The sequence below is a fragment of the Amphibacillus sp. Q70 genome (genome assembly GCF_052055485.1).
Lineage (GTDB): Bacteria > Bacillota > Bacilli > Bacillales > Amphibacillaceae > Amphibacillus.
Window position 1 is genome coordinate 505,936 of sequence record NZ_CP197171.1, and the last position, 22,245, is coordinate 528,180.

Consider the following 22,245-nt stretch of genomic DNA (forward strand, 5'->3'; position numbering starts at 1 on the left):
TACCACCCCGTTCCTTTTTAGTTATCGATGTATTTCAAGGTTATAATTAAGCATACCTAGATTATTCATACTATTGAGTTATCACCTAAAGAAATGACGCTTTCTATGAACACGGCTTCTGCACCCGTTTTCCGGTTAGAGTCTTCACATCTTCAGAAACCCAACATCTAACTAATTCACCTTTAAGATGAGCACTAAAAGTTAGAAAAGTTCATTAGATGAAGGCTTATGACTCACTTCATATGACATGATGAATCATTCAGAATTTAAATTAATTTACAGCAATAAAACCATTCTCCTCAACAACTTGCTGACCTTCAGTACTTAAAGCAAAGTCTAGAAATGCTTGTGTAACATCTGATAAGGCCTCAGTTTCATTGGATACATAATTAAACGGTCTTGAAACAGCATATTCTCCACTAGTAATAGCTTCAGGAGTTGGTTCTGCACCATCAATAAGTAAACCTTTCACAGTGTCGTTCAAACCACCTAATGAAACATAACCAATCGCATTAACTTCCGTTGAAACAGATTCCCTTACTGCTCCAGTAGAGTTTTGAATCAATGCTGACCCGATTAATTCAACATCCCCTAATACGATATCTGTAAATGCTCCTCGTGTCCCTGAGCCATCCTCACGACTTACGACTACAACTTCTTCATCATTTCCGCCAATTTCTGACCAGTTAGCTATTTCACCAGAAAAAATTCGCTGAATATCATCAAGTGATAAATCTTCAACTGGATTATCTGGGTGAACAATAATAGCAATTCCGTCAATAGCTATGGTATGTGTCTCAATACCTGTTTCATCCTCAGCAATCTCACGTGATACCGCCCCAAAATCTGCTGTGTTCTCTTGTGCGGCTTGGACACCAGCACCTGAACCACCACCAGCAACTTCTATTCGAACATCTGGATGATTATTCATAAACACAGCGGCTAACTCTTCAGAAAGTGGTTGTACAGATGTTGATCCTGCCATTGTAATCGTACCCGATAAATGAGCAGTTTCTTCACCCTCTAATTCTTCGCCTGCATCGTTAGCTGTATCTTCTCTTTGATTATCATCTGCTCCACTTTCCGCACAGCCCATCAATGCAACGATAGAAAATAACGAAAGTATGAATAATAAGAAAAGCTTTTTCATGATTAAACAATCCCCTCTCATTTACTTTTATATGCCTTACAATAAAAAGTATAAAATATGATTATTAAGCTAGTATTAATGATAAGTAAAGTAATCGTTAAGAGATTGTAAGGTTTATGTAAATGGGATTTAAGGATTTGTATACAAATTTTGTGATTTACTCTCAATTTTTAAAAAGTAGATTTTAAAGTAAACTAATTCTATCATTTTGAAAATCACCTTTTTAATTTATTACTAAATTGTTGGTCAGATAAAGGGAAGAATTCAAAAATCATTGTTTTCTCTAACCTCATATAAAAAAACAGATTAAATTATTGATTATTTTACGAGCTGATATCTTTGTGTAAGCCACTCTATCTCACTTTGTCTACTATCATTTCGTAACTCAGTTAAGTATCAATTCTAATCGTTATTATTTCCGACATGGATAGATCACTCTCCTAGCTTACATTCCACATCGGGCGTACCAGGTATCTTTACTTTTTTAATGCTCATAATTATATTAAACTTTGATTTTCAATATTATAATAATGAAATACGTTTATTTATATGATATTATAAAGTTTGTAAAAGAGAATTGATGCCTAGATGCGGAGTTGATATAGATGACTACTACTAAAGAAATAGAAATTAAATATGATATAACCAGACAAACTCTACATAATTGGATTTCTGAAGGAACAATTAGCTTACCACCCAAAGACTGGAGAGGCTGGTTTGACTGGAAAGTAAAAAATGAAAAGGAGATCCAAGAAATACTATCGAAAAAAGTATATAAAAATAATTTTCAACAACCAAATTTAGCAATCCCAACTGAAAAATTGAATATTCATAATCGACGTTATATAGGGAGTAAACAAAAAATGCTTACTTTTATTGATAACATAGTAAAAGAAAACACTACTGATATTAAAGTAGTTGCAGATATATTTGGAGGAACGGGTTCAGTCGCTAACTTATTTAGAAAACAAGGTAAAAGAATTATTCTAAATGATATTTTATACTCCAATTATCTTTCTTTCTTAACATGGTTTGGTAATGAGGAGGTTAATCAAAAAAGTATTGAGGATAAAATTTCTGAGTTAAATAGTATTATACCTAAAAAGGAGAACTATGTCTCTCATCATTTTGGTGACAAATATTTCAGTTTAGAAAATGCAACTAAAATAGGGGCTATCAGAGAGAAAATAGAAGAGTATAATGATCTGAACAAACGAGAGAAAGCATTTCTTTTAACTTCTTTATTATATGCAATGGATAAGGTTGCTAATACAGTTGGACATTATGATGCCTATAGAAGAAAAATGGACAGCTTAACACCTATTCAATTAAAAGTACCAGAAATGAACAATAATAATGGTAATGAAATATACAAAACTGACGCAAATCTACTGGTTCGTAAAATCAAAGCTGATTTAGTCTATATAGATACCCCATACAATTCTAGACAATATGGAGATGCTTACCATTTACTAGAAAATATAATGGAATGGAAAAAACCAGAAGTTGAAGGTGTAGCAAAAAAAATGATAAATCGTAAACATATTAAAAGTAACTACAATACAGCAAAAGCACCGGAGGTATTTTTAGACTTAATTGAGAATATCCAAAGCAAATATATCTTAGTTTCCTATAACAATATGGCCAAAAAAGGAAGTGGAAGATCAAATGCTAAAATTTCTAATGAAGAAATTTTAAAAATACTTAAAAACCGTGGAAAAGTCTCAGTATTTAGTACTGACTTTAACGTATTTACAACAGGAAAAACAAACATTGATAACCATAAAGAATTATTGTATTTATGCGAGGTGAAATAATGCAAGTTAGCACAAGTCATATACATTCAGCATTTAATTATACAGGCGCTAAATATAGATTACTGCCACAACTAATTCCGTTATTCCCTGCTAAAAGTGAGTACACTAATTTTATTGATTTGTTTGCTGGTGGAGGTTCTGTAGCAATTAATATTCAATCTAACTACAAAATATATATGAATGATGTTGAAAAACATATTATCGAAGTATTCCAACTTTTTAAAGAAATTGCTTATGATGATTTATTAACAAGAATAAATCATATGATCACAGATTATCAACTATCGGATACTAAAACGTACGGCTATGAATACTATGGTGTAAATAGTTCTATTGGAGTAAGTAAATATAATAAACCTCGTTTTCTAAAATTACGTGAGGATTATAATACAAATGTTTTTTCCACAACTGACCGCATCATTGCATTTTATCTCCTCACTGTTTATGGATTTAATAATCAAGTAAGGTTTAACTCCAATGGTGAGTATAATCTTCCTGTTGGAAAACGAGATTTTAATATTAATATGAAGAGAAAACTCCAAAAATTCCACCAGACATTAAATCTGAAAGAATTTGTATTTAGTTATAAAGATTTTAGGGAATTTAACCATTTGGAAAATAATGACTTTATTTATGCAGATCCCCCTTATCGCATAACTACTGCAAGTTACAATGAAAATGGGAATTGGTCATTAAAAGATGATATGGATTTATTTGAATATTTAGATAAGGCTGATAAAATAGGAATAAAATTCGCATTGTCAAATGTTACCGTTCATAATGGAAGAGAAAATACCGAATTACTAGATTGGGCTACAAAATATAACACTAATAAATTAAACTTTAATTATAATAATAGCAACTATCAATCAAAAGCAAAAAAAACTATCACCGAGGAAGTTTTAATTACGAATTACTAGATTCAATATCTTAACAAATGGAGGAGATATAGTGAAGCTATCAGGAAATAATAGCATTTTTAATATGGGGGATACAAGCTTTCGGCGAAAAACTCTTTTAGATGATTACAAAGAAATATTAATTTTTTTAAAAGAACATATGAAGAGCTACCCTGAATGGAAAAGTAACAATGAAGCACAGGGTATATTTTATACTACAGTTATGGAACATAGCGAACTATTTGAAAGGACTACTCAAACAGACCCTGCTCAAAGAGGACGGACACTTACTAACTCAGTCATTAAACCAGGGTTAATTAACTCCAAGCGGGAATTAGGTGAAGTAGCGCTAAATTGGATAGCAGGAACAACTAAAAATGCAGATGCATTGGAAAAGTTAATGTCACTTTCAATAGATAATCTAATTTTCTTGCGTCAATGGTTTAAGCTTAGAGTTTACGCAAGTAATGGATCAGATTACTTTTACCCGTTTAGAATTGCCTTAGAATTTCTAGCGAAATATGATGACATTCCAGAAAAAGAATTACTAAGAATATTACATACAATTAACCCTTCACTGGTAAATAAAAAAAACCTTAATGAAATAATTGACGGCTATTATTTGGTTAAAGAAGGAGACATATCTTTTGAGGAATACCAAGAGATATATCTTCCAGTATTTGATTCGGAAGAAGAATTAAAAAGAGCAAAAATATTACTTGCCACTAATAAAGAAATCTCTGAAGAGATATTCTATGAACTATTCCCTAATCGAAAAAGTTCAACGAGTCAAGAAGACTATTTTTATTTTTACAAATATCTATTAGCATTTAAGAAAAAGAAATCTCCAGAAAATTTAGAGAGATTAGTTGAGTTTTCAAAAAATAATTCAATTAAAAAGGCGTTTGGATTTAACCGTATTCCATTTAATATCCCTAGAACGGTAAAATTCAATGTTAAAGAATTTATTGCACTTAATAAAGGGAATCTATTACTTTCTGATGATAATACAAAAATATATACACAATTTATCCTCTCAAAAAAAGAAGACCTCATTCGTGAGTATAGTGATATGACAAAACGTTCTTTTAATTTATCTGGAATACTTAGTTTTGATCAAGGATTAGTTAATCTCACACAACCTTGGCTATTCAAAAAACTAATTACTAAATTAGAAAATAACTTTCAATTAATAGGTTCTGATCACTACACTAAATATGAAGCTGAAATATCTAGCCTATTTTACAAGGATCTAACTTTAATGGAAATTATTGAAATACCTTATTATAAAGTAGAAAAAATAATTACTGAACTTCAAAATGAATTCAACATTAAAGATGTAACTAGTTTGATTCAGATTGTTGAACAAGAAAAAGAAACTAGATTTAAACAAGTCATTGAAAAAGAGTTTAACAAAAATAAAATTATGAAATTATTGCCTTTATTTAGTGATAGAGATGATAAAAAAATTCAAACTGAAGTAACTGACTCAGCTACAGTACCAACTATCTTTGAATATATAATAGCTATAGCTTGGTATCATATTTCAGATAAACCTTATGCTATACTGAAAAGTTTGAATCTAACACTTGACGGAAATTTCAAACCTTTATCCCATGCAGTGGGTGGTGAAGGAGATATTGTAATAGATTATCCCGACCTCACGTTAATGTTGGAAGCAACATTAATGAATAAAAACAGTCAAAAACGTGGTGAGTTAGAGCCAGTTATTAGGCATGCAGCAAACCTTACAATCCGAAAGACAAATCAGGTATTTACAATTTTTATTGCTGATGAGTTAGATAATAATGTAATTAACATCTTTAGAGCAATGACTCAAGTTGAACTAGAGTCTACTCAAAAAGCTGCAACAATTGAGAGTGTAAGTATATTTGCTTTATCCCTCGCTGAATTGAATATAGTGCTGAGTCGCAACATCAAATACAGTAAACTAATTTGCATTTTGAAAGATGAATATTCGAATAATCTTGATTCAGTAAAGATAGGTTGGCGAGATAAAATTGTGGAAAAATTATTGAAGTGAAAACTAAGATCCCATAACCAAAAGACAAATGGGCTTCAATTTAATGAAGCCCATTTGTCTTTTAGAATAAGTATAATATACTCGCAAATTAAATACATGAAACTACTGTGGGAAATAGTACGAGCTGAATATTCCCATGAAGTAAGACAAACGGTTCGTGTTTGATTGAGTTAAGTGAAACTATGCTCATGGGAACTTGAATATACTTCATTTGCAGTCATTCAACTCTATCTCCATATAATATCATTTGTATTTGAAATAAACCTTTTGACAAGCTATTTATTTTTTACGTGCTGTTTTTTCTCGTTCACTTTTATTAAGAATTTTCTTACGTAAACGAATGGATTCTGGTGTCACTTCACAATATTCATCATCATTTAAATATTCAATAGCTTCTTCTAAAGACAGGGTTCGTGTTTTTCGAATGGTTGCTGTTTGATCTTTGTTGGCAGAACGAACGTTGGTTAAATGCTTCTCCTTCGTAATGTTAACAGTTAAATCATTATCACGATTGTGTTCACCAACAATCATTCCAGCATACACTTCTGTACCTGGTTCAACAAAAATGACGCCCCGATCTTCTAGGTTCATAATCCCGTATGTCGATGCTTTTCCATTTTCTAAAGCAACTAATACACCTTGGCGACGGCCACCTACTTGACCTGAAACAACAGGCTGATAGCTGTCAAAAGTATGATTGATAATGCCATAGCCGTGTGTTTGCGTCATAAACTCCGTTGAATAACCAATTAAACCTCGTGAAGGAACTAGAAATTCTAAGCGAACCTGTCCATTTCCTTGATTCACCATATCGAGCATTTCAGCCTTACGAGAACCAAGTGACTCGATTACTGTTCCAGTATGCTCTTCTGGCACATCAATTTGAACATGTTCCATCGGTTCATGTTTGATGCCATCTATCTCTTTAATAATGACCTCAGGCTTTGATAATTGAAGTTCAAAACCTTCTCGACGCATATTTTCCACCAGAATGGATAAATGTAATTCACCACGCCCGGAAACAATCCAAGCATCCGGTGAATCAGTTGGATCAACTCGCAGGCTTACATCCGTTTCAAGTTGAGTCATCAACCGTTCCTGTATTTTTCTCGAGGTAATAAATTTACCTTCTTTTCCTGCAAAAGGGCTGTTATTTACCACAAAGGTCATTTGCAATGTCGGTTCATCAATATGCAACAATGGCAAAGCTTCTTCTTTCCCAACAGGACAAATGGTTTCACCCACATTAATATCTTCTAAGCCTGATAAAGCAATAATATCACCGGCATATGCTTGTTCAATTTCAATTCTTTTTAAGCCTAGGAAGCCAAACAATTTTGAAACTCGGAACTGTTTGATCTGACCATCTTTTTTCATCAAAGTCACTTGCTGTCCAACTTTGATTGTTCCTCGTGCAACTCGGCCAATTCCAATTCGACCCACATAATCATTATAATCAAGCAAAGTCACTTGAAATTGTAAAGGATCTTCTTTATTATCGATCGGTGCAGGTATGTGCTTGATAATAGTTTTGAAAATAGCTTCCATTGATTCTTCCTGCTCATCTGGTTCATTTCCTGATGTTCCATTTAACGCTGAAGCATAAAGTACCGGGAACTCAAGCTGGTCATCATCAGCACCTAATTCAATAAATAAATCTAACACCTCATCAATAACTTGCTCTGGACGTGCATTCGGACGATCAACTTTATTTAGAACAACAATCGGAATTAATTTTTGTTCCAGAGCTTTTTTCAAAACAAACCGTGTTTGCGGCATACATCCTTCGTAGGCATCAACAACTAATAACACACCATCTACCATTTGTAAAATTCGTTCAACTTCACCGCCAAAATCAGCATGGCCTGGTGTATCTAATATGTTTATTCGTGTATCGTTATATTGAATCGCTGTATTTTTAGCTAATATTGTAATCCCACGCTCACGCTCAATATCGTCTGAATCCATCATCCGATCTTCAACCTGTTCATTTTCTCGAAACGTACCGGAATCGCGAAGGAGTTGATCAACTAGTGTCGTTTTTCCATGATCTACGTGGGCAATAATAGCAATGTTGCGAATATCTTCTCTTAATGGCATTCTTTTTTACCTCTCCTCTATCTTGCTAGCATTCGTGCTAAGCTGTAACTGAGTAATTATAGCACATTTCATAGGGTGAAGGATAGATTTTTTTAGAAAATTATAATGTAATCACGAAACGTGCTCCGCCCATTGGTGAATGTTCAGCACGAATCGTTCCATGTGAACGTTCGACAATCGCACGGGAAATCGCTAATCCAAGCCCTGTTTCACCATCTTTGCCTCTAATAAATCGCTCAAATAATTGAGGCATCAATGCACTGTCAATCCCCTCTCCATCATCATCAATAATAAGAAGAAGGTGATCATTTTGTTTGGACACCTCAATATAAACCTGTGATTTAGCATGGCGAATCGCATTGATCAAAATATTCAATACCGCTTGCAGCATTTTCTCTTGATCGACATGAATAACCGCATCATTAAGAATCCGATGATTTAAAGCAATTTGTTGCTCTGTTGCTATGGGTATCGTTCGATCAACTGCTGATTGGACGAGCTGGCTCATATAAATATTCTCTTCATGATAGACATTTTCATTACTATCTAATTTTGCCAATAAAATCATTTCATTGATAATTTTCTTCAATCGACCAATCTCAGCAACAATCACTTCAAGGCCTCGATCAGATTCTTCATCTTGAAAAATCCCATCCTTGATCCCTTCTGCATAACCCTGAATCGTCATTAATGGTGTCTTTAACTCATGACTCGCATTTTGGAAAAATTGTTGTTGTGATTTCATATAACGCTGCAATTCTGTTGCCATATCGACAACACTTTTTTCTACTTCTTTAATTTCACCAGATGCCTTAACACGCTTAACATCATTGAATTGACGTTTTTCAATTTTCTTCAATTGATACTTTAGCTGTGTTAACGGCGTCACTAAATGATGAGTTAAATAGTGTGTCAAGATGATAATGACTAATATTCCAATCAGGAAGATAATCATTAAACGATTAAAGAAGATTTGCTGAATTTCCTGAATATCATCGAGTGGTGTAATGAGTACCAATTCCTGATCTAACAATTCAGGATAAATCGAAATAATTGAGACCACATATTGTTTGTCACCATCAAACCACAAAGGCTGCTCTTGCTCTGTCAAATCATATCTTTCCACCCAATCATAAATCAATTCTAAATCTAACGATCTAGAATGAAGGGCCACACGATCAACGGATCGATTGTAGACAAACAGGTATAACTCTTCTTCACTTAACCAATGCGAAAAATTATTTGGAACCACTTCACTAAATAAAAACTGCGATAGAATTTTCCCTTTTTCTTGAAGCTGATCCTTTTCATTTTGAATTAAAACATTTAGCAATAATGAATGAATAGTAATTGATACGATCGTCATCGTAATGACAAGTAATGTTGTAAAAGCTAAGGTCAGCTGTGTTTGTAATCTCATTTGTCATCCTCATTATCATCACGTAATCGGTAGCCAAAGCCCCAAACGGTCTCTATTGGTAAGCCGTCAATTTTTTTTCGAAGGCGTTTGACGAGATCATCAACCGCACGATCGCTGCCAAAATAATCTTCACCCCAAATTAAAGTCAATAATTCTTCACGTGAGAAGGCTCGATTTTGATTTTGGATTAAACTATATAGTAACTCGTACTCTTTTGTGGTCACTTCAATTTCAGCACCATACCAAAAAACTCGACGATCACTGATCTGAACAACCAGATGACCGGCTTTATAATCTTGTACTTTTTGTTCCGTAATTGTTCTCTTAAAGCTAGCTGTACGTTTAAACAAACGTTTGACCCGAGCAACTAATTCACGCGGACTAAAGGGCTTGGTTAAATAATCATCACTTCCAAGCTCTAGTCCTAATATCTTGTCAACTTCTTCATCCTTTGCAGAAATGATAATAATCGGGACTTCACTTTCTTGTCTAATTTTTTTACATAATTCATAGCCATCCATTCCTGGCAGCATAATATCCAAAATCCACATATCGGGTTGCCCGCCACGTGTCATTTCCCATGCATCTTCTGCATTATCAACCATTGATAATGTATAGCCGTCCTTTTTCAAATAAGCTGAGACAATGTCTCTAATATTAGGATCATCTTCTACAATAAATATATGATAGGACATATCATTTGCCTCCTTTAGTTAGCTCTATTTTCCCATACTTATAACATACTGACTATTTCAAACTATTCCATACTTTTTTCACAATTATACCGAATGATTGCCAAATATATTCGATATACTATCAAGTATAAACTAAAAGATACATTTAAAATAGAAAGGGGTGGCCAACATGGATGAATTCTATAATAACAATGATAAACAAAATGAACAAAAGAAGCCATTAAACGACATGGAACAAACAGAAAAAAATCTTGATCAAGTTGAACAAAGTGAGTATAAAACGACCACACAACAAAATAATAATGATCAAACAAGGAATAATAATCGAGTGACAAAATCAAAAATTTGGTCCATTTGGTTAAGTGGCATTTTAGGCGGGCTAACTGTTGCTATTGTTGGCTTTTTATTATTGTACACCGGGGTCATTCCCATCGATAACTTAACACAAAATAATCTTTATGATGATTATGAAACTCCTTCTCAAAGAGTTATCCAAACAGCAACTAATGGCGACGGTGTATCAGCAGAGTTATTAAGTGATGTTGCTGGTGCTGTTGTTGGTATTGCCAATGTGCAAGATCTTGATTTATGGTCTGATAGCTTCGATGCTGGAACAGGCTCAGGTGTTGTTTATAAAATAGAAGATGAACGAGCTTATATCGTCACCAATCAGCATGTTATTGATGGCGCCAATCAGATAGAGATTATCTTAACAGATGGTGAGCATGTTGAGGCTGAACTCCATGGTCAAGATGACTTAACTGACTTAGCTGTTTTATCCATTGATGCTGAACATGTCGACACTGTTGCGGAATTTGGCGATTCCTCAAACTTAATTGTTGGCGAACCAGCTATTGCCATTGGAAATCCATTAGGTACAGAATTTGCTGGAACAGTAACGAAAGGAATTATAAGTGGGCTTGATCGATCTTTAGATATTGATTTAAATAACGATGGTAATCCAGATTGGAATGTCGATGTCATTCAGACGGACGCAGCGATTAATCCAGGTAATAGTGGCGGGGCATTAATCAATGAAGCTGGAGAGGTTATTGGAATTAACTCAATGAAAATTGCTACTCAAGCAGTCGAGGGAATTGGTTTTGCCATTCCAATAGATGAAGCTTTACCAATCATTGAGCAATTAGAAACACATGGATCAGTGACACGTCCATTTATGGGAATTAGTGCGATTAATTTCTCTGATGTTCCACCTCAACACATTCAAAGTACCTTAAACCTTGATCCAACTGAAGTAACGAGTGGAATCGTCATTGCAGAGGTACATGCTGGTTCTACAGCTGATGAAGCAGGTCTAGAAGTATATGATGTGGTCACAGCTATTGACGATGAACCGATTGAAAATATGATGGATCTTAGACAGTATCTCTATCGAGAAACAGAAATAGGCGAAACCATAACGATTTCATACTATCGTGAGGGAGTGCCCGAAGAAACAGACATCACTTTACAAGGTGAATAAATGTTATTTCATTCATGTAGGGAGGTTTATTTCTTTCTCATGAATTTAATATATATGCTAATGATTGGTTCCCATTAAACTTACACTTTATACCCTCTTGTTACACACTTATCAATCATTAGCAACAAACCCCTCTGGTACCAGAGGGGTTAACTTTTGCGTATCATATCAACATGTGGAATCCCATCTTCTAAATAAGGATCTGAAACTGCTTGAAAACCAAACGATTGATAAAATTCGCGTAAATAAACTTGACCATGAAGTTTGATTTGCTTGTCTCCCCACTCCTCTGTTATCACTGAAATTGCTCGATTTAGCAATTCTCGTCCATAACCAAACTTACGATAGTCTGGATCAACAATGATCCGACCAATCGATGGATAAGCGTAAAGAATATCTTTAGGAATTAGTCGTGCATAGGCTACAATTTTATCTTGGTCTTTTTTAAATAGATGAATACATTCCGGATCAATCCCATCAAGCTCAGGGTAAGGGCACTCCTGTTCAACAACAAAAATATCGACCCTGCTTTTCATAATTTGATAGAGCTCTGTTAAGGTTAGCTCCTTAAATGGCTTTAACTCCCAACTCATTTTTAATTCCCCCATCAATAACTGATTTATTTTTCTTTAAGCTGGTCTGCATAACTTGAAACAACAAAGGCAAGATCACTATTCTCATATAATTGCAACACTTCTAATAATAATGATGTATCAATTTGTGCCGCTTCTCTTGGATCGATGCGTTCTTCATTCATTTCTAACAGTTTGGCTGATACAGGTTGATTGGGATAAGCTTCACGATAAAGTGCTAACGCATCAAGATCATGATTAAAACACCATTGAGTAAATAATAAAATCATCTGATCTTCCCCAGCCTGATACTGTTCAATTATAAACTGCTCACGTTCTTTTCGGTCCATTTATAATCACATCCTTCTTAAAAAATATAACGAGTCCAGGCTTAGAATGCAAGTATTGTCTATAGGATAGATTTTATTAAACAAACCAAAAAGTTGAAAAAGTACTTTGTGCGTTTTATAATTATAAATTGCAAGAGACTCATGATTACACCTAAATCCGTATCTTGCAAATACGATCAAATGGGTGGTTACAAAAATGGAAAAATATCAAGTATTGTTGTACTACAAATATGTTAAAATGGATGACCCTGAAGAATATGCTGAAGAACATAAAGCATTTTGTGAAGAATTAGGCTTAAAAGGGCGTATTCTAATTGCTGAAGAAGGGATCAATGGCACTGTATCAGGAACAATTGAAGCAACCGAAACTTATATGGATGTCATGCATGCTGATCCCCGTTTCAATGATATGCCTTTTAAAATCGATCAAGCCGATCAACATGCTTTTAAAAAGTTAAAAGTCAAACCTCGTCCAGAATTAGTGACACTAAGATTAGGCGAAGAGGATATTAATCCGCTTGAAATGACAGGGAACTATCTTGAGCCAGATGAATTCTATCAAGCGATGCAAGATGAAAATACCGTTGTGATTGATGCACGTAATGACTATGAATTTGATCTTGGTCATTTTCGTGGTGCTGTGCGGCCCGATATTCAAACCTTTCGCGAACTACCCGAATGGATTGAGGAACATAAAGAAAAATTTGAGGATAAACGAATTTTAACCTACTGTACAGGTGGCATCCGTTGTGAAAAATTCTCCGGCTGGTTGTTAGAAAAAGGTTTTGAAAACGTCCACCAACTGCATGGCGGGATCGCAACCTATGCTAAAGATCCAGAAGCACGTGGTCAGCTCTGGGATGGAAAAATGTATGTCTTTGATGAACGAATTAGTGTGCCAATTAATCAAGTTGAACATGTCGTGGTTGGTAAAGACTATTTTGATGGTCAACCGTGTGAGCGATATATCAATTGTGCGAATCCATTCTGCAATAAGCAGATTATTTGCTCAGAAGAAAATGAAGCCAAATATTTAGGTGGCTGCACACATGAATGTCGAACCCATCCAAATAACCGATACATTGAAGAGCATAACTTAACGGCAGAAGAAGTCGAGGCACGACTAAACGCTTTAAATATAGAGAATACTGACGAAATGATTTAAGCACTCATAAAGAACAAAGTAAAAAGCTCCGATCATCAAAAATGATGATTAGAGCTTTTTTAATAACCAAGCACGTTGTTTTAAGTAACTTTTCTTGGTAGTTTCTCTAGCTAAAAAACTAGTTTAGGATAATAGATCCATTACTTTTAATGACCTTTTGATACCAATAAAAGCTATCTTTTTTATATCTATTAAGATCTTTCAAATCATCGTCAGTACGATTAACATAAATTATACCATACCTTTTGTTATATCCATTACTTGTACTTAATAAATCAACAAATGACCATGGAAGAAAACCCATAACGTCTACTCCTAATTCTGTAGCACGATGAATAGCCTCTAAATGTTTAGCCCAGTAGTCTATTCGATATTCATCATGAATGGAGCCATCTTCTTCTAAAGTATCATATGCTCCTAATCCATTTTCAGTTATTATAATCGGAATCTCATAACGTTCATAAATATCACGTAAGAGGTACTCCATACCTGTTGGATCAATAGTCCAATCCCAATCATTAGTCTCACAATAAGGATTTTTAATATATTCATAAAAATCCGGCATCATTTCGTAAGCACCCATACCGCCTTTTTTTCCAGTTAAGTTGCTTCTAGCTTCTCTGTAATAATTATTATCCTTTTCTGGGAATTTCACGCATTTACTCGCATAATAATTTAAACCGAGAAAATCTGAATAACCTTCCTTAATTAGCTCCATGTCTCCATCTTCTATTACCGGAGCCATATTATTTTCTTTAAGATAATTCATCGCTCCAACGGGGTATTTACCTTGGAAATATATATCTAGAAAATAATGATTTTTTAAGTCTTCAGCATTAAGCATGGCTAGCATATTTTTAGGAGATGCGTCTAAGCCATAAATTGGAGAGTAACCAATTGCTGGACCACAAATTCCATCCTCAACATATTTATGAACAAGTTTGCACGCAATAGCATGTGCCAGATTCATATGATGATTCATCTGAAATTTAATTTGTGGATTATTATGAAATTTTTCAGGAACAAAATTTTTCTTTTTCCAAAATTCAACTATTATACTTTGTTCATTGATTGTCAACCACTTTTTCACTTTATCCTTATAACGCTTAATAATAAATTCTGCATAATAAGCAAAGTCATTGACACTTTGTCGATTAATCCAGCCATCATATTTTTCTACTAACGCCATCGGCATATCATAATGATAGAGTGTAGGAATAGGTTCAATACCATTTTTCAGCAACTCATCAATAAAGTTATCATAATACTCGATTCCTTTATCATTTACTTCCCCCACTCCATCAGGAAAGACACGAGACCATGCAATTGAAAATCGATGTGCTGTAAAACCAGCTTCTTTCATCAAAGCAATATCTTCTTTGTATCTATGATACATATCACTTGTTACGCTTGCATCTGCAAATCCAGTATCTTTATTCATAATATCCATTTGTGATAGTTTTTTTCCATCTTCTAGAGCTGCTCCTTCAACTTGATAAGCACTTGTCGACGCACCCCATAAGAAATTTTTAGGCATTGATTTTTTCATGTCTTATCCTCCCCACTCTTAACTTTTTCATTAATAGATTGATATAAAAGAAACATTGATTTCATCATATTATGTTCAGACATGATCGTCATTAAAGTATCTTGTGCATGTATGAAAAGCAAGTTAATTCCAATTTCCTTGCCTGCCGCCTCAGATTGAATGACTTCTGTTTGTTGAAGATGTGCTTTTCGAATATTTTCATTTGCTTCCTTTATCTCTCTCTCATAGCCTTCTAAATCATCGTTAATTAAATACTTTATTGCATTATTAATGTTCTCCCGTGCATTACCTGCATTTAGAATTATCTTCATGGAGATTTCCGCTATTTCATTGTCCATACCCATAAATCCTCACTTTCCCATACACAAAAAGTTCTTATTTAATTATTCATTGTGATTTTTTCTTTAAATGATTGGTTATCAAATGCCTTAAAGAATGGATACCATATCGCTGTATAGGCAATTAATAACACTGCCCATAAAATGATTGCTCTCCAATCCATTGTTGTTAAAACAGAACTAATCGGCATAGGTAGTTTGACACCAGTTAAGAGTTTTGAAGGTATATTAACCCATCCACTTCGCATAAATATCCAAACTATGATTGGTCCGACAATTCCATTTAGCCACATGGGTAGCATCAAATATGGGTTAAAAGCAACTGGCGTACCAAAAATGACCGGCTCATTGATATTAAATAGGGAAGGAAGAAGATAAACTTTCCCCATAGTTCTTAATTTTTTTGTTTTCGCCTTCATCATTAATAAAACTAAAGGCAAAGTCGCACCCATACCACCAATCCATACAAATCCAACAAAAATAGTTTCCTGTGTCACAATAAAAGTTGGATCCAGTCCTGCGGAAACAGCTTCGATATTTTGTGCGATTCCCTCTAACATAATCGGTGTATAAACAGGGGATAATAACCAACTACTAATTCCTAATGAATATAATAATGCAGGTGTAAAACAAATAAAGATAAACCCTGGTAATGTTTGTCCAATTACACTAATTGGGCTGAATAACTTCATTACTAATGTAAAAATATCTAAATTTAAGGTGTAAATTAATACTGTCGTAATAAGTAAAGCGATAAATGTAGGAATGATCTGATTTAGCCAACGTATAAGAAATTCAGGGATTGTATTATTATTCTTAAATGGGTCAAGTTTAGCATAGTTATGAATAATAATAGTTGCTAGAAGTCCCCCTAAAAATGAAATCAGTATCCCTTTAGGTCCAAGACGGCTGAACTCTATTGATATGATCCCATCAACAATTTCTGGTTTTAGTAACATTAGAAAGGTTGATAATCCAACAATCCCAGCACATATTTTATATTCTTCGTGACGCAATTTCTTCATGCCCTGAAAACCAACTAAAAATGATAAAATTAATGCATATAGACCAAAACTGAAATTGTGAATGGGAGAAATATCAGGCAAAACCTTCAAATACAGATTAATGATGTCATAAATTGATATAATCGATCCCAACAAAATCGTCGGTAACACCAACATGATCGCACTAGATATTAATTGGATCCATGGGTTTTCAGCAAATCTGTTCATTTTCGGTGCAAATTTGTTTTCCAGAAAATAAATGATTTTATTCATCTTTTTTCTCCTTATTGTAGTTTTTCTAATACCCAATCTAGTAAGGCATTTCCATCTAGTTCTCCATAAATTTCCTTGGGTATAACCTCCATTTTTACATTGTGTCTCTCAGACTTATCTCTAAGTTCATCGATTAAATACGTCATATGTGGTCCTAACAAAACTATATCTACTTTGTTAATATAGGAATCAACCGTACTTTCTGAAGCAGCCTTAATTTCGACAGCTATTTTCCGTTTTTTTGCAGCTTTTCTCATTGACTGCGCTAAGAAACCACTTGACATACCTGCTCCACAACATAAAAAAATTCTCCTTGTTTCCATAAGGTGTATCACCTACCTCTCCTTTCAAGTTATTTTTATTATAAATCTAATTCTATATTTAAATCGTTTCATCAATTTCAGTTGTCCATGAAATAAATTGTTTCGTCCATAACCGAAAATATTAAATTGATTAATACTATATCATTTTGTATCTTTAGATGTAGAGTATAGCTAGGTGGTGGAAAAATGGATTCAAAATTGGTTTCTTTACTAGATTATATGAGTAAGCAAAACAATCCAGTTTCAGGAAATGAGTTAGCAAAGTTATTCCAGGTAAGTACCAGAACGATTCAAAACTATATCAAAAAGGCTAATCATTTAAGCTCGTCTAAATTAATCCATTCAGATAAAAATGGATATCTAATGGATAAGTTAACTTACCAGAACTATCTTCTAAACTCAGTTCCTAATATTCCACAGGATAATGAATCAAGATCTAACTATTTGCTAAAAAGATTATTGACATCCGAAAATAATAGCATTAATACATTTGACCTGACTGATGACCTTTTTATCAGCTATTCAACTTTAAGAAATGTGATCACGTATACTAATCAAAAAATCAATATTCATCATTTAAAGATTATTTCAAGGAATAATCATCTTATAATATCAGGGACAGCAAGTGGAAAAAGAAAGCTGATGACTTCATTCATACAAGAGGAAGCATCAACTGATATACTTACTTTTGAAAATTTGTACAGCTACTTTCCAGAGAGTTTTGTTAATACTGTTAATAGATTTCTGGAATCCTTTGCAAATCATAATGATATAAAACTTAATAAATTTTCAAAGACAAATTTAGTTTTACATTTTTGTTCGCTGTTAAATAAACGTTATGGAAATAATCAAAGAGCTGATACTGATTTTATGCTTGATCATACATTCGATCAGCACCTTGCTGATGAACTAAAGGAAAGAATTAGTGATGAATTTAAAATTGATTTAACAGACAAGGAACTTTCTGAAGCCTATCTTTTATTACAAATATATTCTAATTTGCATTCTAATGATGGTGGGATTCCTGATAAAATAAAAAAAATAGTTTTCGAAATTATTGATAATATTAATGATTTATATTTAATTGATTTAAATACAGAAAAGTTTATTTCTCCCTTTGCCTTACATCTGAAAAAACTCTTCTATCGTTTAGATCACAATAAAAAAATCCGAAATCCATTAATTGGACATATTAAAAGAACAGCACCCATTATTTATGATATCGCAACCTCCGTTGCAATATTTATTAACAAAGTTTTTGATAATATTGTAATGACCCAAGATGAGGTAGCCTTTATTGCCCTTCATATAGGTGCTGAACTTAATCGGCAAAATGATGATAAAGAAAAAATACGAACGGCCATTATACTACCAGAATATCTCAGTCTACAAACAAGTATAATAAGTAAAATTAAAAACAATTTTAGTGAGGATATTCACCTTGTTCAGTTATTAAAAAATAGTGAACACATACAAACAATTGATGAATCTGTTGAATTACTAATTACAACTTATCCTTCTTCAGATAGAGATGAACGATATGAGACTATTCAAATTTCTCCTTTTTTCAATTCTGATGATCAGGCGGAATTATTAGAAGTTATTGATTCTTTTCGGAAAAAGAAATTAAATCGTCTTCTTTGCACGAAATTTGATATTTTTTTCAAGGAAGAACTCTTTTACGTAGCAGAAGCTCGTCAATTTGACGATGAATTTGACGTCATTCATTTTTTGTCCAATAAATTAATCATTAAGGATTATGCACCAACTGAGTTTTTACAAAATGTAATTGAACGTGAGCAAATGGGGTCAACTGCTTTTGGGAAAATTGCTGTACCTCACCAGTTTTTCGTTCCATCTAAAAGGAATGGGATAAGTGTACTTGTTTCTAAAGAAGGGATTAAATGGGGTGAAAATATAGTTTATATTGTATTTTTGGTTTGTATAAAAGATGAAGACAGACAAGTTTTCGGCGATATATATGAGGCTCTATTAAATTTGTTTACTGAAGATACCATATTTAATTCTTACGATGATATTTGTGATTTTCAGTCCTTCAAACACTTTATCTTTTCTCACATCAATATCCTATAAGTAAGTTTTAATAGCAAAGTTGTTCAGAAAGAAACAAAAAAGGTCAAATAGAAATTAGCTATGAGACTGTTAAAGATATAAGAACACCTGGAAAGAAGTAAAGTCCTCTCTTTTCAAGCGTTTTGGCTTTGATCGTATAAGTTAAGTTCTCTACGCATGCGGTAGCTATTTGTATCTTTTATTTTATCTTCATTAGGTAGTACGAACTTCTCATTTAAGTGCAATACTATATTTTTTCCTAACTTTTTTGAACCATTTCAATTATAGTCTACTTTTTATATACGCCTAGGCAAAGGATCGATGATAGGTTAAAAGGATATCCTAGATCATACATACCCTGTGATACTAAATTTATCATTTTAATAATGATGCATGGCTATATCGTTCGATTAAAGAAATCGGCAAAATAACCTTTCTTGACTCTGTTTTTCTTCTTTCAATTTGTTCAATCAATAATTGTGTTGCAACCTTACCTTTTTCAACAGCATTTTGGGCAATTGTAGTTAACGCTGGTGCAGTGTATTCTGAAGCCTCAATATTATCAAATCCAATTAAAGAATAATTTTGTGGAACTTTAATATTATTTTCCCCAAAAAACTTCAGCAAACCAATAGCAAGAATGTCAGAGAAACAAAAGATTGCTGTTATTTTAGGATTATCAATAATAAAACGACCAGATTCATAACCACACTTCATCGAGACAGAGGTATCAATATAAATCAAATCATTTATGTTAAAATTTTCATCGTAATAAGCTTTTTTTGCACCTTCATAACGTGCTCGCATGACACCATTAACATTTTTATTACCACCCATTAACGCAATTTGTTTATGGCCACGGTCTAATAGATATTTCGCTCCTTTATAACCACCTTGTTCATCATCTGAAAATACTTGGTATGCACCTTCATCCATTAAGTAACTATCAACAAATACACTTGGAATTCCTAATGCCTCTATTTCGTATACCAATGGCGTATTATAAATGGCTCCGATAACGATTACACCATCAATATTTCGTTCTTTAACAAAACTAAGATCTATCGTTTTATGATTTGTAATAATTGTTAACACAGCATGATAATCATGTTGTCTTGAAATTTTTTCAATACCAGAAACTAAATTCCAATAAAAGGGGTTATCATGTAAGTCACCTTTTTCAGTAAGGAAAGGAATAATAACTCCAATTAATTTACTACTCTTTTTCTTCATCGTTCTTGCCGAAATATTAGGATAATAGCCTAATTCTTTAATTGTTTTCTTAACTACTTGCACTGTTTTCTCAGAGACTCTACCCGTACCATTTATAACATTAGAAACAGTTGCAATTGAAACATCAGCATGATTCGCTACATCATGTATAGTCACATTTTTATTCATATTTATTGTAGAAGGTCATCAATAATAGACCACTGGTTTGATAAAAACCTTCTCTCCCCTCTCTTCTAAACAATATCTTTATTAGATTAAGTCTATCCTAATATAATTGTGATATCAATTAGATAATTACAATTATCTCTTGAAATTAAACGTTTAATCAGATAGTAGATAAAAAAGGGAAATAGTATATATACAACTACTCAGAACTATGATTTAATTTGATTAAACGTTTAACTAAAACGTTTTCATATTTTTCATATTAAGGAGGGAGTAGAATGACATTTAAAAAATGGTTATCTCTATGGTTTGTAGCAATTATCATTATACTGATGGGATGTGGCAGTCATACAGATGAATCAAATGCTAACACTGATTCATCTGATCAAGAAGGGGAAAGCCAACATGAGCTTTCCGATGAAGATGAAGGATCTCAAGAAAAGAAACCTGAAAAACTAACCATGTGGGTACACGATGAAGAAGTACAATTAGACGCTTATTTTGAAATCACAGATAAATTTACCGAAGAGTATGGTATTGATATTGAAATCATTCCATATAGTCAAGGAGATCAGCTTGAAGGAATGGCTCTCGATGGACCCGGGGGTATTGGCCCTGACCTATTCTATACCGCACATGATCATTTAGGTAACATTTTCAACCAAGGTTTAGCGGCTGAACTTGAGTTTACAGATGAACAATTACTTCAATTAGAGGAATATGACAGTGATGTTTTACATTCATTTAGCTATGAAGGAACACAATACGGTATTCCAGCGGTAGTAGAAACATATTTGCTTTTTTACAATAAATCACTTATTGATGAATCTCCAGCTACAATTGATGAAATGATGACGATTTCAGGGGAATTAAGAGATGGTGACCAATATGGTTTTGTCATTGATGCAGCCAATTTTTATTTTGTTTATCCATTTCTGACAGCTCCCGGTGGTTTCGTTTTTGAACAAATTGATGCGGGAGAATTTGATGTAGAATCAATTGGATTAAATACTGAAGGTGCAATTAAAGGAGGAGAACTGATACAGTCATGGTATGAAGATGATTTGATTCCTATAGGAATGGATTTTGATATTATGAGTGGACTCTTTAGTGATGGAAAAGCAGCTATGGCTATAGATGGACCATGGGCAATTGCTGATTATGAAAATAGCTTGGGAGATGACTTAGGGATTAGTACATTACCTGCATGGGAAGACAATCCTATTAAATCATTCTCCGGGAATAAAGGTTGGATTGTTAATTATTACTCCGAAAATATATATTGGGCCACTGAATTAGCTTTATTTATCACTAATTCAGAAAATGGTACGTTATACTATGAAATAGCTAATGAACTTCCAGCTAACACTCATGCAATAGTTGAAGATGAAAAAATGGAACCTGTATTGGAGCAAATGCAATTTGCAGAGCCCATGCCAAATGTTCCGGAAATGGCTCAAGTATGGGAACCGATGGCTGATGCTCTTCAATTTATTGCACAAGGGGAGGATCCTGAATCTGTCTTAAATGAAGCAGTTGAAATCATCTTTCAACAAATAGAACTTTCCAAACAATAATCAGAAAAATTTATT

At 33.5% G+C, this 22,245-nt stretch carries 18 protein-coding genes; 7 read left to right on the top strand and 11 right to left on the bottom strand.

The genetic code is table 11. The features are described 5' to 3' along the window. Nucleotides 1–271: 271 nt before the first annotated feature. A complete protein-coding gene (locus ACS127_RS02260) occupies nucleotides 272–1,150 on the bottom strand; it encodes a phosphate ABC transporter substrate-binding protein (RefSeq protein WP_440896847.1) in 879 nt (292 codons plus the stop codon). A gap of 605 nt (nucleotides 1,151–1,755) precedes the next feature. Here ACS127_RS02260 and ACS127_RS02265 point away from each other — a divergent pair. The 3 genes from ACS127_RS02265 to ACS127_RS02275 are packed head-to-tail and all read left to right on the top strand — an operon-like array spanning nucleotide 1,756 to nucleotide 5,910. Then, the gene (locus tag ACS127_RS02265; RefSeq protein ID WP_440896848.1) at nucleotides 1,756–2,967 is read left to right on the top strand and encodes a DNA adenine methylase; all 1,212 of its coding nucleotides are present in this window, start codon (nucleotides 1,756–1,758) and stop codon (nucleotides 2,965–2,967) included. Next, nucleotides 2,967–3,887: a Dam family site-specific DNA-(adenine-N6)-methyltransferase gene (locus ACS127_RS02270; RefSeq protein ID WP_440896849.1), complete on the top strand. Its 921-nt coding sequence runs from the start codon at nucleotides 2,967–2,969 to the stop codon at nucleotides 3,885–3,887. The genes ACS127_RS02265 and ACS127_RS02270 overlap by 1 nt, the downstream gene beginning before the upstream one ends. 31 nt (nucleotides 3,888–3,918) lie before the next feature. Further along, the gene (locus ACS127_RS02275; RefSeq protein ID WP_440896850.1) at nucleotides 3,919–5,910 is read left to right on the top strand and encodes an AlwI family type II restriction endonuclease; all 1,992 of its coding nucleotides are present in this window, start codon (nucleotides 3,919–3,921) and stop codon (nucleotides 5,908–5,910) included. 279 nt (nucleotides 5,911–6,189) lie between these two features. Here ACS127_RS02275 and typA read toward each other — a convergent pair whose 3' ends face one another. The 3 genes from typA to ACS127_RS02290 form a co-directional block, all read right to left on the bottom strand. Continuing rightward, entirely contained in the window at nucleotides 6,190–8,010 is a 1,821-nt protein-coding gene (gene typA, locus ACS127_RS02280; protein WP_440896851.1) for a translational GTPase TypA, read from the bottom strand. Nucleotides 8,011–8,110: 100 nt separating this feature from the next. Next, a complete protein-coding gene (locus ACS127_RS02285) occupies nucleotides 8,111–9,430 on the bottom strand; it encodes a sensor histidine kinase (protein WP_440896852.1) in 1,320 nt (439 codons plus the stop codon). After that, on the bottom strand, nucleotides 9,427–10,125 hold the full coding sequence (locus ACS127_RS02290) for a response regulator transcription factor (protein WP_440896853.1): 699 nt from the start codon (nucleotides 10,123–10,125) through the stop codon (nucleotides 9,427–9,429). The genes ACS127_RS02285 and ACS127_RS02290 overlap by 4 nt, the downstream gene beginning before the upstream one ends. Before the next feature lie 169 nt (nucleotides 10,126–10,294). On the opposite strand from ACS127_RS02290, the gene ACS127_RS02295 reads away from it, so the two are divergent. Further along, nucleotides 10,295–11,608: a S1C family serine protease gene (locus ACS127_RS02295; RefSeq protein WP_440896854.1), complete on the top strand. Its 1,314-nt coding sequence runs from the start codon at nucleotides 10,295–10,297 to the stop codon at nucleotides 11,606–11,608. Between the two features lie 149 nt (nucleotides 11,609–11,757). On the opposite strand, the gene ACS127_RS02300 is transcribed toward ACS127_RS02295, so the two are convergent. Together ACS127_RS02300 and ACS127_RS02305 are read right to left on the bottom strand one after the other, a co-directional pair. After that, nucleotides 11,758–12,201, bottom strand: a complete 444-nt coding sequence (locus tag ACS127_RS02300; protein WP_440896855.1) for a GNAT family N-acetyltransferase — start codon at nucleotides 12,199–12,201, stop codon at nucleotides 11,758–11,760. A gap of 26 nt (nucleotides 12,202–12,227) precedes the next feature. Further along, the gene (locus ACS127_RS02305) at nucleotides 12,228–12,530 is read right to left on the bottom strand and encodes a hypothetical protein (protein ID WP_440896856.1); all 303 of its coding nucleotides are present in this window, start codon (nucleotides 12,528–12,530) and stop codon (nucleotides 12,228–12,230) included. A gap of 196 nt (nucleotides 12,531–12,726) precedes the next feature. Here ACS127_RS02305 and trhO point away from each other — a divergent pair, with 196 nt between their 5' ends. Further along, nucleotides 12,727–13,695, top strand: a complete 969-nt coding sequence (gene trhO, locus ACS127_RS02310) for an oxygen-dependent tRNA uridine(34) hydroxylase TrhO (RefSeq protein WP_440896857.1) — start codon at nucleotides 12,727–12,729, stop codon at nucleotides 13,693–13,695. Nucleotides 13,696–13,813: 118 nt separating this feature from the next. Here the strand turns inward: trhO and ACS127_RS02315 are convergent, their stop codons facing one another. From ACS127_RS02315 to ACS127_RS02330, 4 genes are read right to left on the bottom strand one after another with little or no spacing between them, the layout of a single operon-like run. Beyond that, on the bottom strand, nucleotides 13,814–15,244 hold the full coding sequence (locus tag ACS127_RS02315) for a glycoside hydrolase family 1 protein (protein WP_440896858.1): 1,431 nt from the start codon (nucleotides 15,242–15,244) through the stop codon (nucleotides 13,814–13,816). After that, nucleotides 15,241–15,582 (bottom strand): PTS lactose/cellobiose transporter subunit IIA, encoded by a 342-nt coding sequence (locus tag ACS127_RS02320; RefSeq protein ID WP_440896859.1) that lies wholly within the window; start codon nucleotides 15,580–15,582, stop codon nucleotides 15,241–15,243. The genes ACS127_RS02315 and ACS127_RS02320 overlap by 4 nt, the downstream gene beginning before the upstream one ends. 41 nt (nucleotides 15,583–15,623) lie before the next feature. Then, complete coding sequence (locus ACS127_RS02325) at nucleotides 15,624–16,859, bottom strand: PTS sugar transporter subunit IIC (protein ID WP_440896860.1); 1,236 nt, start codon at nucleotides 16,857–16,859, stop codon at nucleotides 15,624–15,626. 11 nt (nucleotides 16,860–16,870) lie between these two features. After that, on the bottom strand, nucleotides 16,871–17,182 hold the full coding sequence (locus tag ACS127_RS02330; RefSeq protein WP_440896861.1) for a PTS sugar transporter subunit IIB: 312 nt from the start codon (nucleotides 17,180–17,182) through the stop codon (nucleotides 16,871–16,873). Between the two features lie 186 nt (nucleotides 17,183–17,368). Here ACS127_RS02330 and ACS127_RS02335 point away from each other — a divergent pair, with 186 nt between their 5' ends. Beyond that, complete coding sequence (locus ACS127_RS02335) at nucleotides 17,369–19,276, top strand: BglG family transcription antiterminator (RefSeq protein ID WP_440896862.1); 1,908 nt, start codon at nucleotides 17,369–17,371, stop codon at nucleotides 19,274–19,276. Between the two features lie 354 nt (nucleotides 19,277–19,630). Here ACS127_RS02335 and ACS127_RS02340 read toward each other — a convergent pair whose 3' ends face one another. Next, a complete protein-coding gene (locus ACS127_RS02340; protein WP_440896863.1) occupies nucleotides 19,631–20,656 on the bottom strand; it encodes a LacI family DNA-binding transcriptional regulator in 1,026 nt (341 codons plus the stop codon). Nucleotides 20,657–20,931: 275 nt separating this feature from the next. Here ACS127_RS02340 and ACS127_RS02345 point away from each other — a divergent pair, with 275 nt between their 5' ends. Further along, on the top strand, nucleotides 20,932–22,230 hold the full coding sequence (locus ACS127_RS02345; RefSeq protein ID WP_440896864.1) for a sugar ABC transporter substrate-binding protein: 1,299 nt from the start codon (nucleotides 20,932–20,934) through the stop codon (nucleotides 22,228–22,230). The last annotated feature ends 15 nt before the right edge of the window (nucleotides 22,231–22,245 follow it).

Excerpts from the sequence above, each read along its gene's own strand:
- ACS127_RS02300 (WP_440896855.1), bottom strand. The coding sequence starts at position 12,201 with ATGAGTTGGGAGTTAAAGCCATTTAAGGAGCTAACCTTAACAGAGCTC.
- ACS127_RS02285 (WP_440896852.1), bottom strand. The coding sequence starts at position 9,430 with ATGAGATTACAAACACAGCTGACCTTAGCTTTTACAACATTACTTGTC.
- ACS127_RS02295 (WP_440896854.1), top strand. The coding sequence starts at position 10,295 with ATGGATGAATTCTATAATAACAATGATAAACAAAATGAACAAAAGAAG.
- trhO (WP_440896857.1), top strand. The coding sequence starts at position 12,727 with ATGGAAAAATATCAAGTATTGTTGTACTACAAATATGTTAAAATGGAT.
- ACS127_RS02345 (WP_440896864.1), top strand. The coding sequence starts at position 20,932 with ATGACATTTAAAAAATGGTTATCTCTATGGTTTGTAGCAATTATCATT.
- ACS127_RS02330 (WP_440896861.1), bottom strand. The coding sequence starts at position 17,182 with ATGGAAACAAGGAGAATTTTTTTATGTTGTGGAGCAGGTATGTCAAGT.
- ACS127_RS02270 (WP_440896849.1), top strand. The coding sequence starts at position 2,967 with ATGCAAGTTAGCACAAGTCATATACATTCAGCATTTAATTATACAGGC.
- ACS127_RS02315 (WP_440896858.1), bottom strand. The coding sequence starts at position 15,244 with ATGAAAAAATCAATGCCTAAAAATTTCTTATGGGGTGCGTCGACAAGT.
- ACS127_RS02265 (WP_440896848.1), top strand. The coding sequence starts at position 1,756 with ATGACTACTACTAAAGAAATAGAAATTAAATATGATATAACCAGACAA.
- ACS127_RS02260 (WP_440896847.1), bottom strand. The coding sequence starts at position 1,150 with ATGAAAAAGCTTTTCTTATTATTCATACTTTCGTTATTTTCTATCGTT.
- typA (WP_440896851.1), bottom strand. The coding sequence starts at position 8,010 with ATGCCATTAAGAGAAGATATTCGCAACATTGCTATTATTGCCCACGTA.
- ACS127_RS02290 (WP_440896853.1), bottom strand. The coding sequence starts at position 10,125 with ATGTCCTATCATATATTTATTGTAGAAGATGATCCTAATATTAGAGAC.
- ACS127_RS02325 (WP_440896860.1), bottom strand. The coding sequence starts at position 16,859 with ATGAATAAAATCATTTATTTTCTGGAAAACAAATTTGCACCGAAAATG.
- ACS127_RS02335 (WP_440896862.1), top strand. The coding sequence starts at position 17,369 with ATGGATTCAAAATTGGTTTCTTTACTAGATTATATGAGTAAGCAAAAC.
- ACS127_RS02340 (WP_440896863.1), bottom strand. The coding sequence starts at position 20,656 with ATGAATAAAAATGTGACTATACATGATGTAGCGAATCATGCTGATGTT.
- ACS127_RS02320 (WP_440896859.1), bottom strand. The coding sequence starts at position 15,582 with ATGGACAATGAAATAGCGGAAATCTCCATGAAGATAATTCTAAATGCA.
- ACS127_RS02305 (WP_440896856.1), bottom strand. The coding sequence starts at position 12,530 with ATGGACCGAAAAGAACGTGAGCAGTTTATAATTGAACAGTATCAGGCT.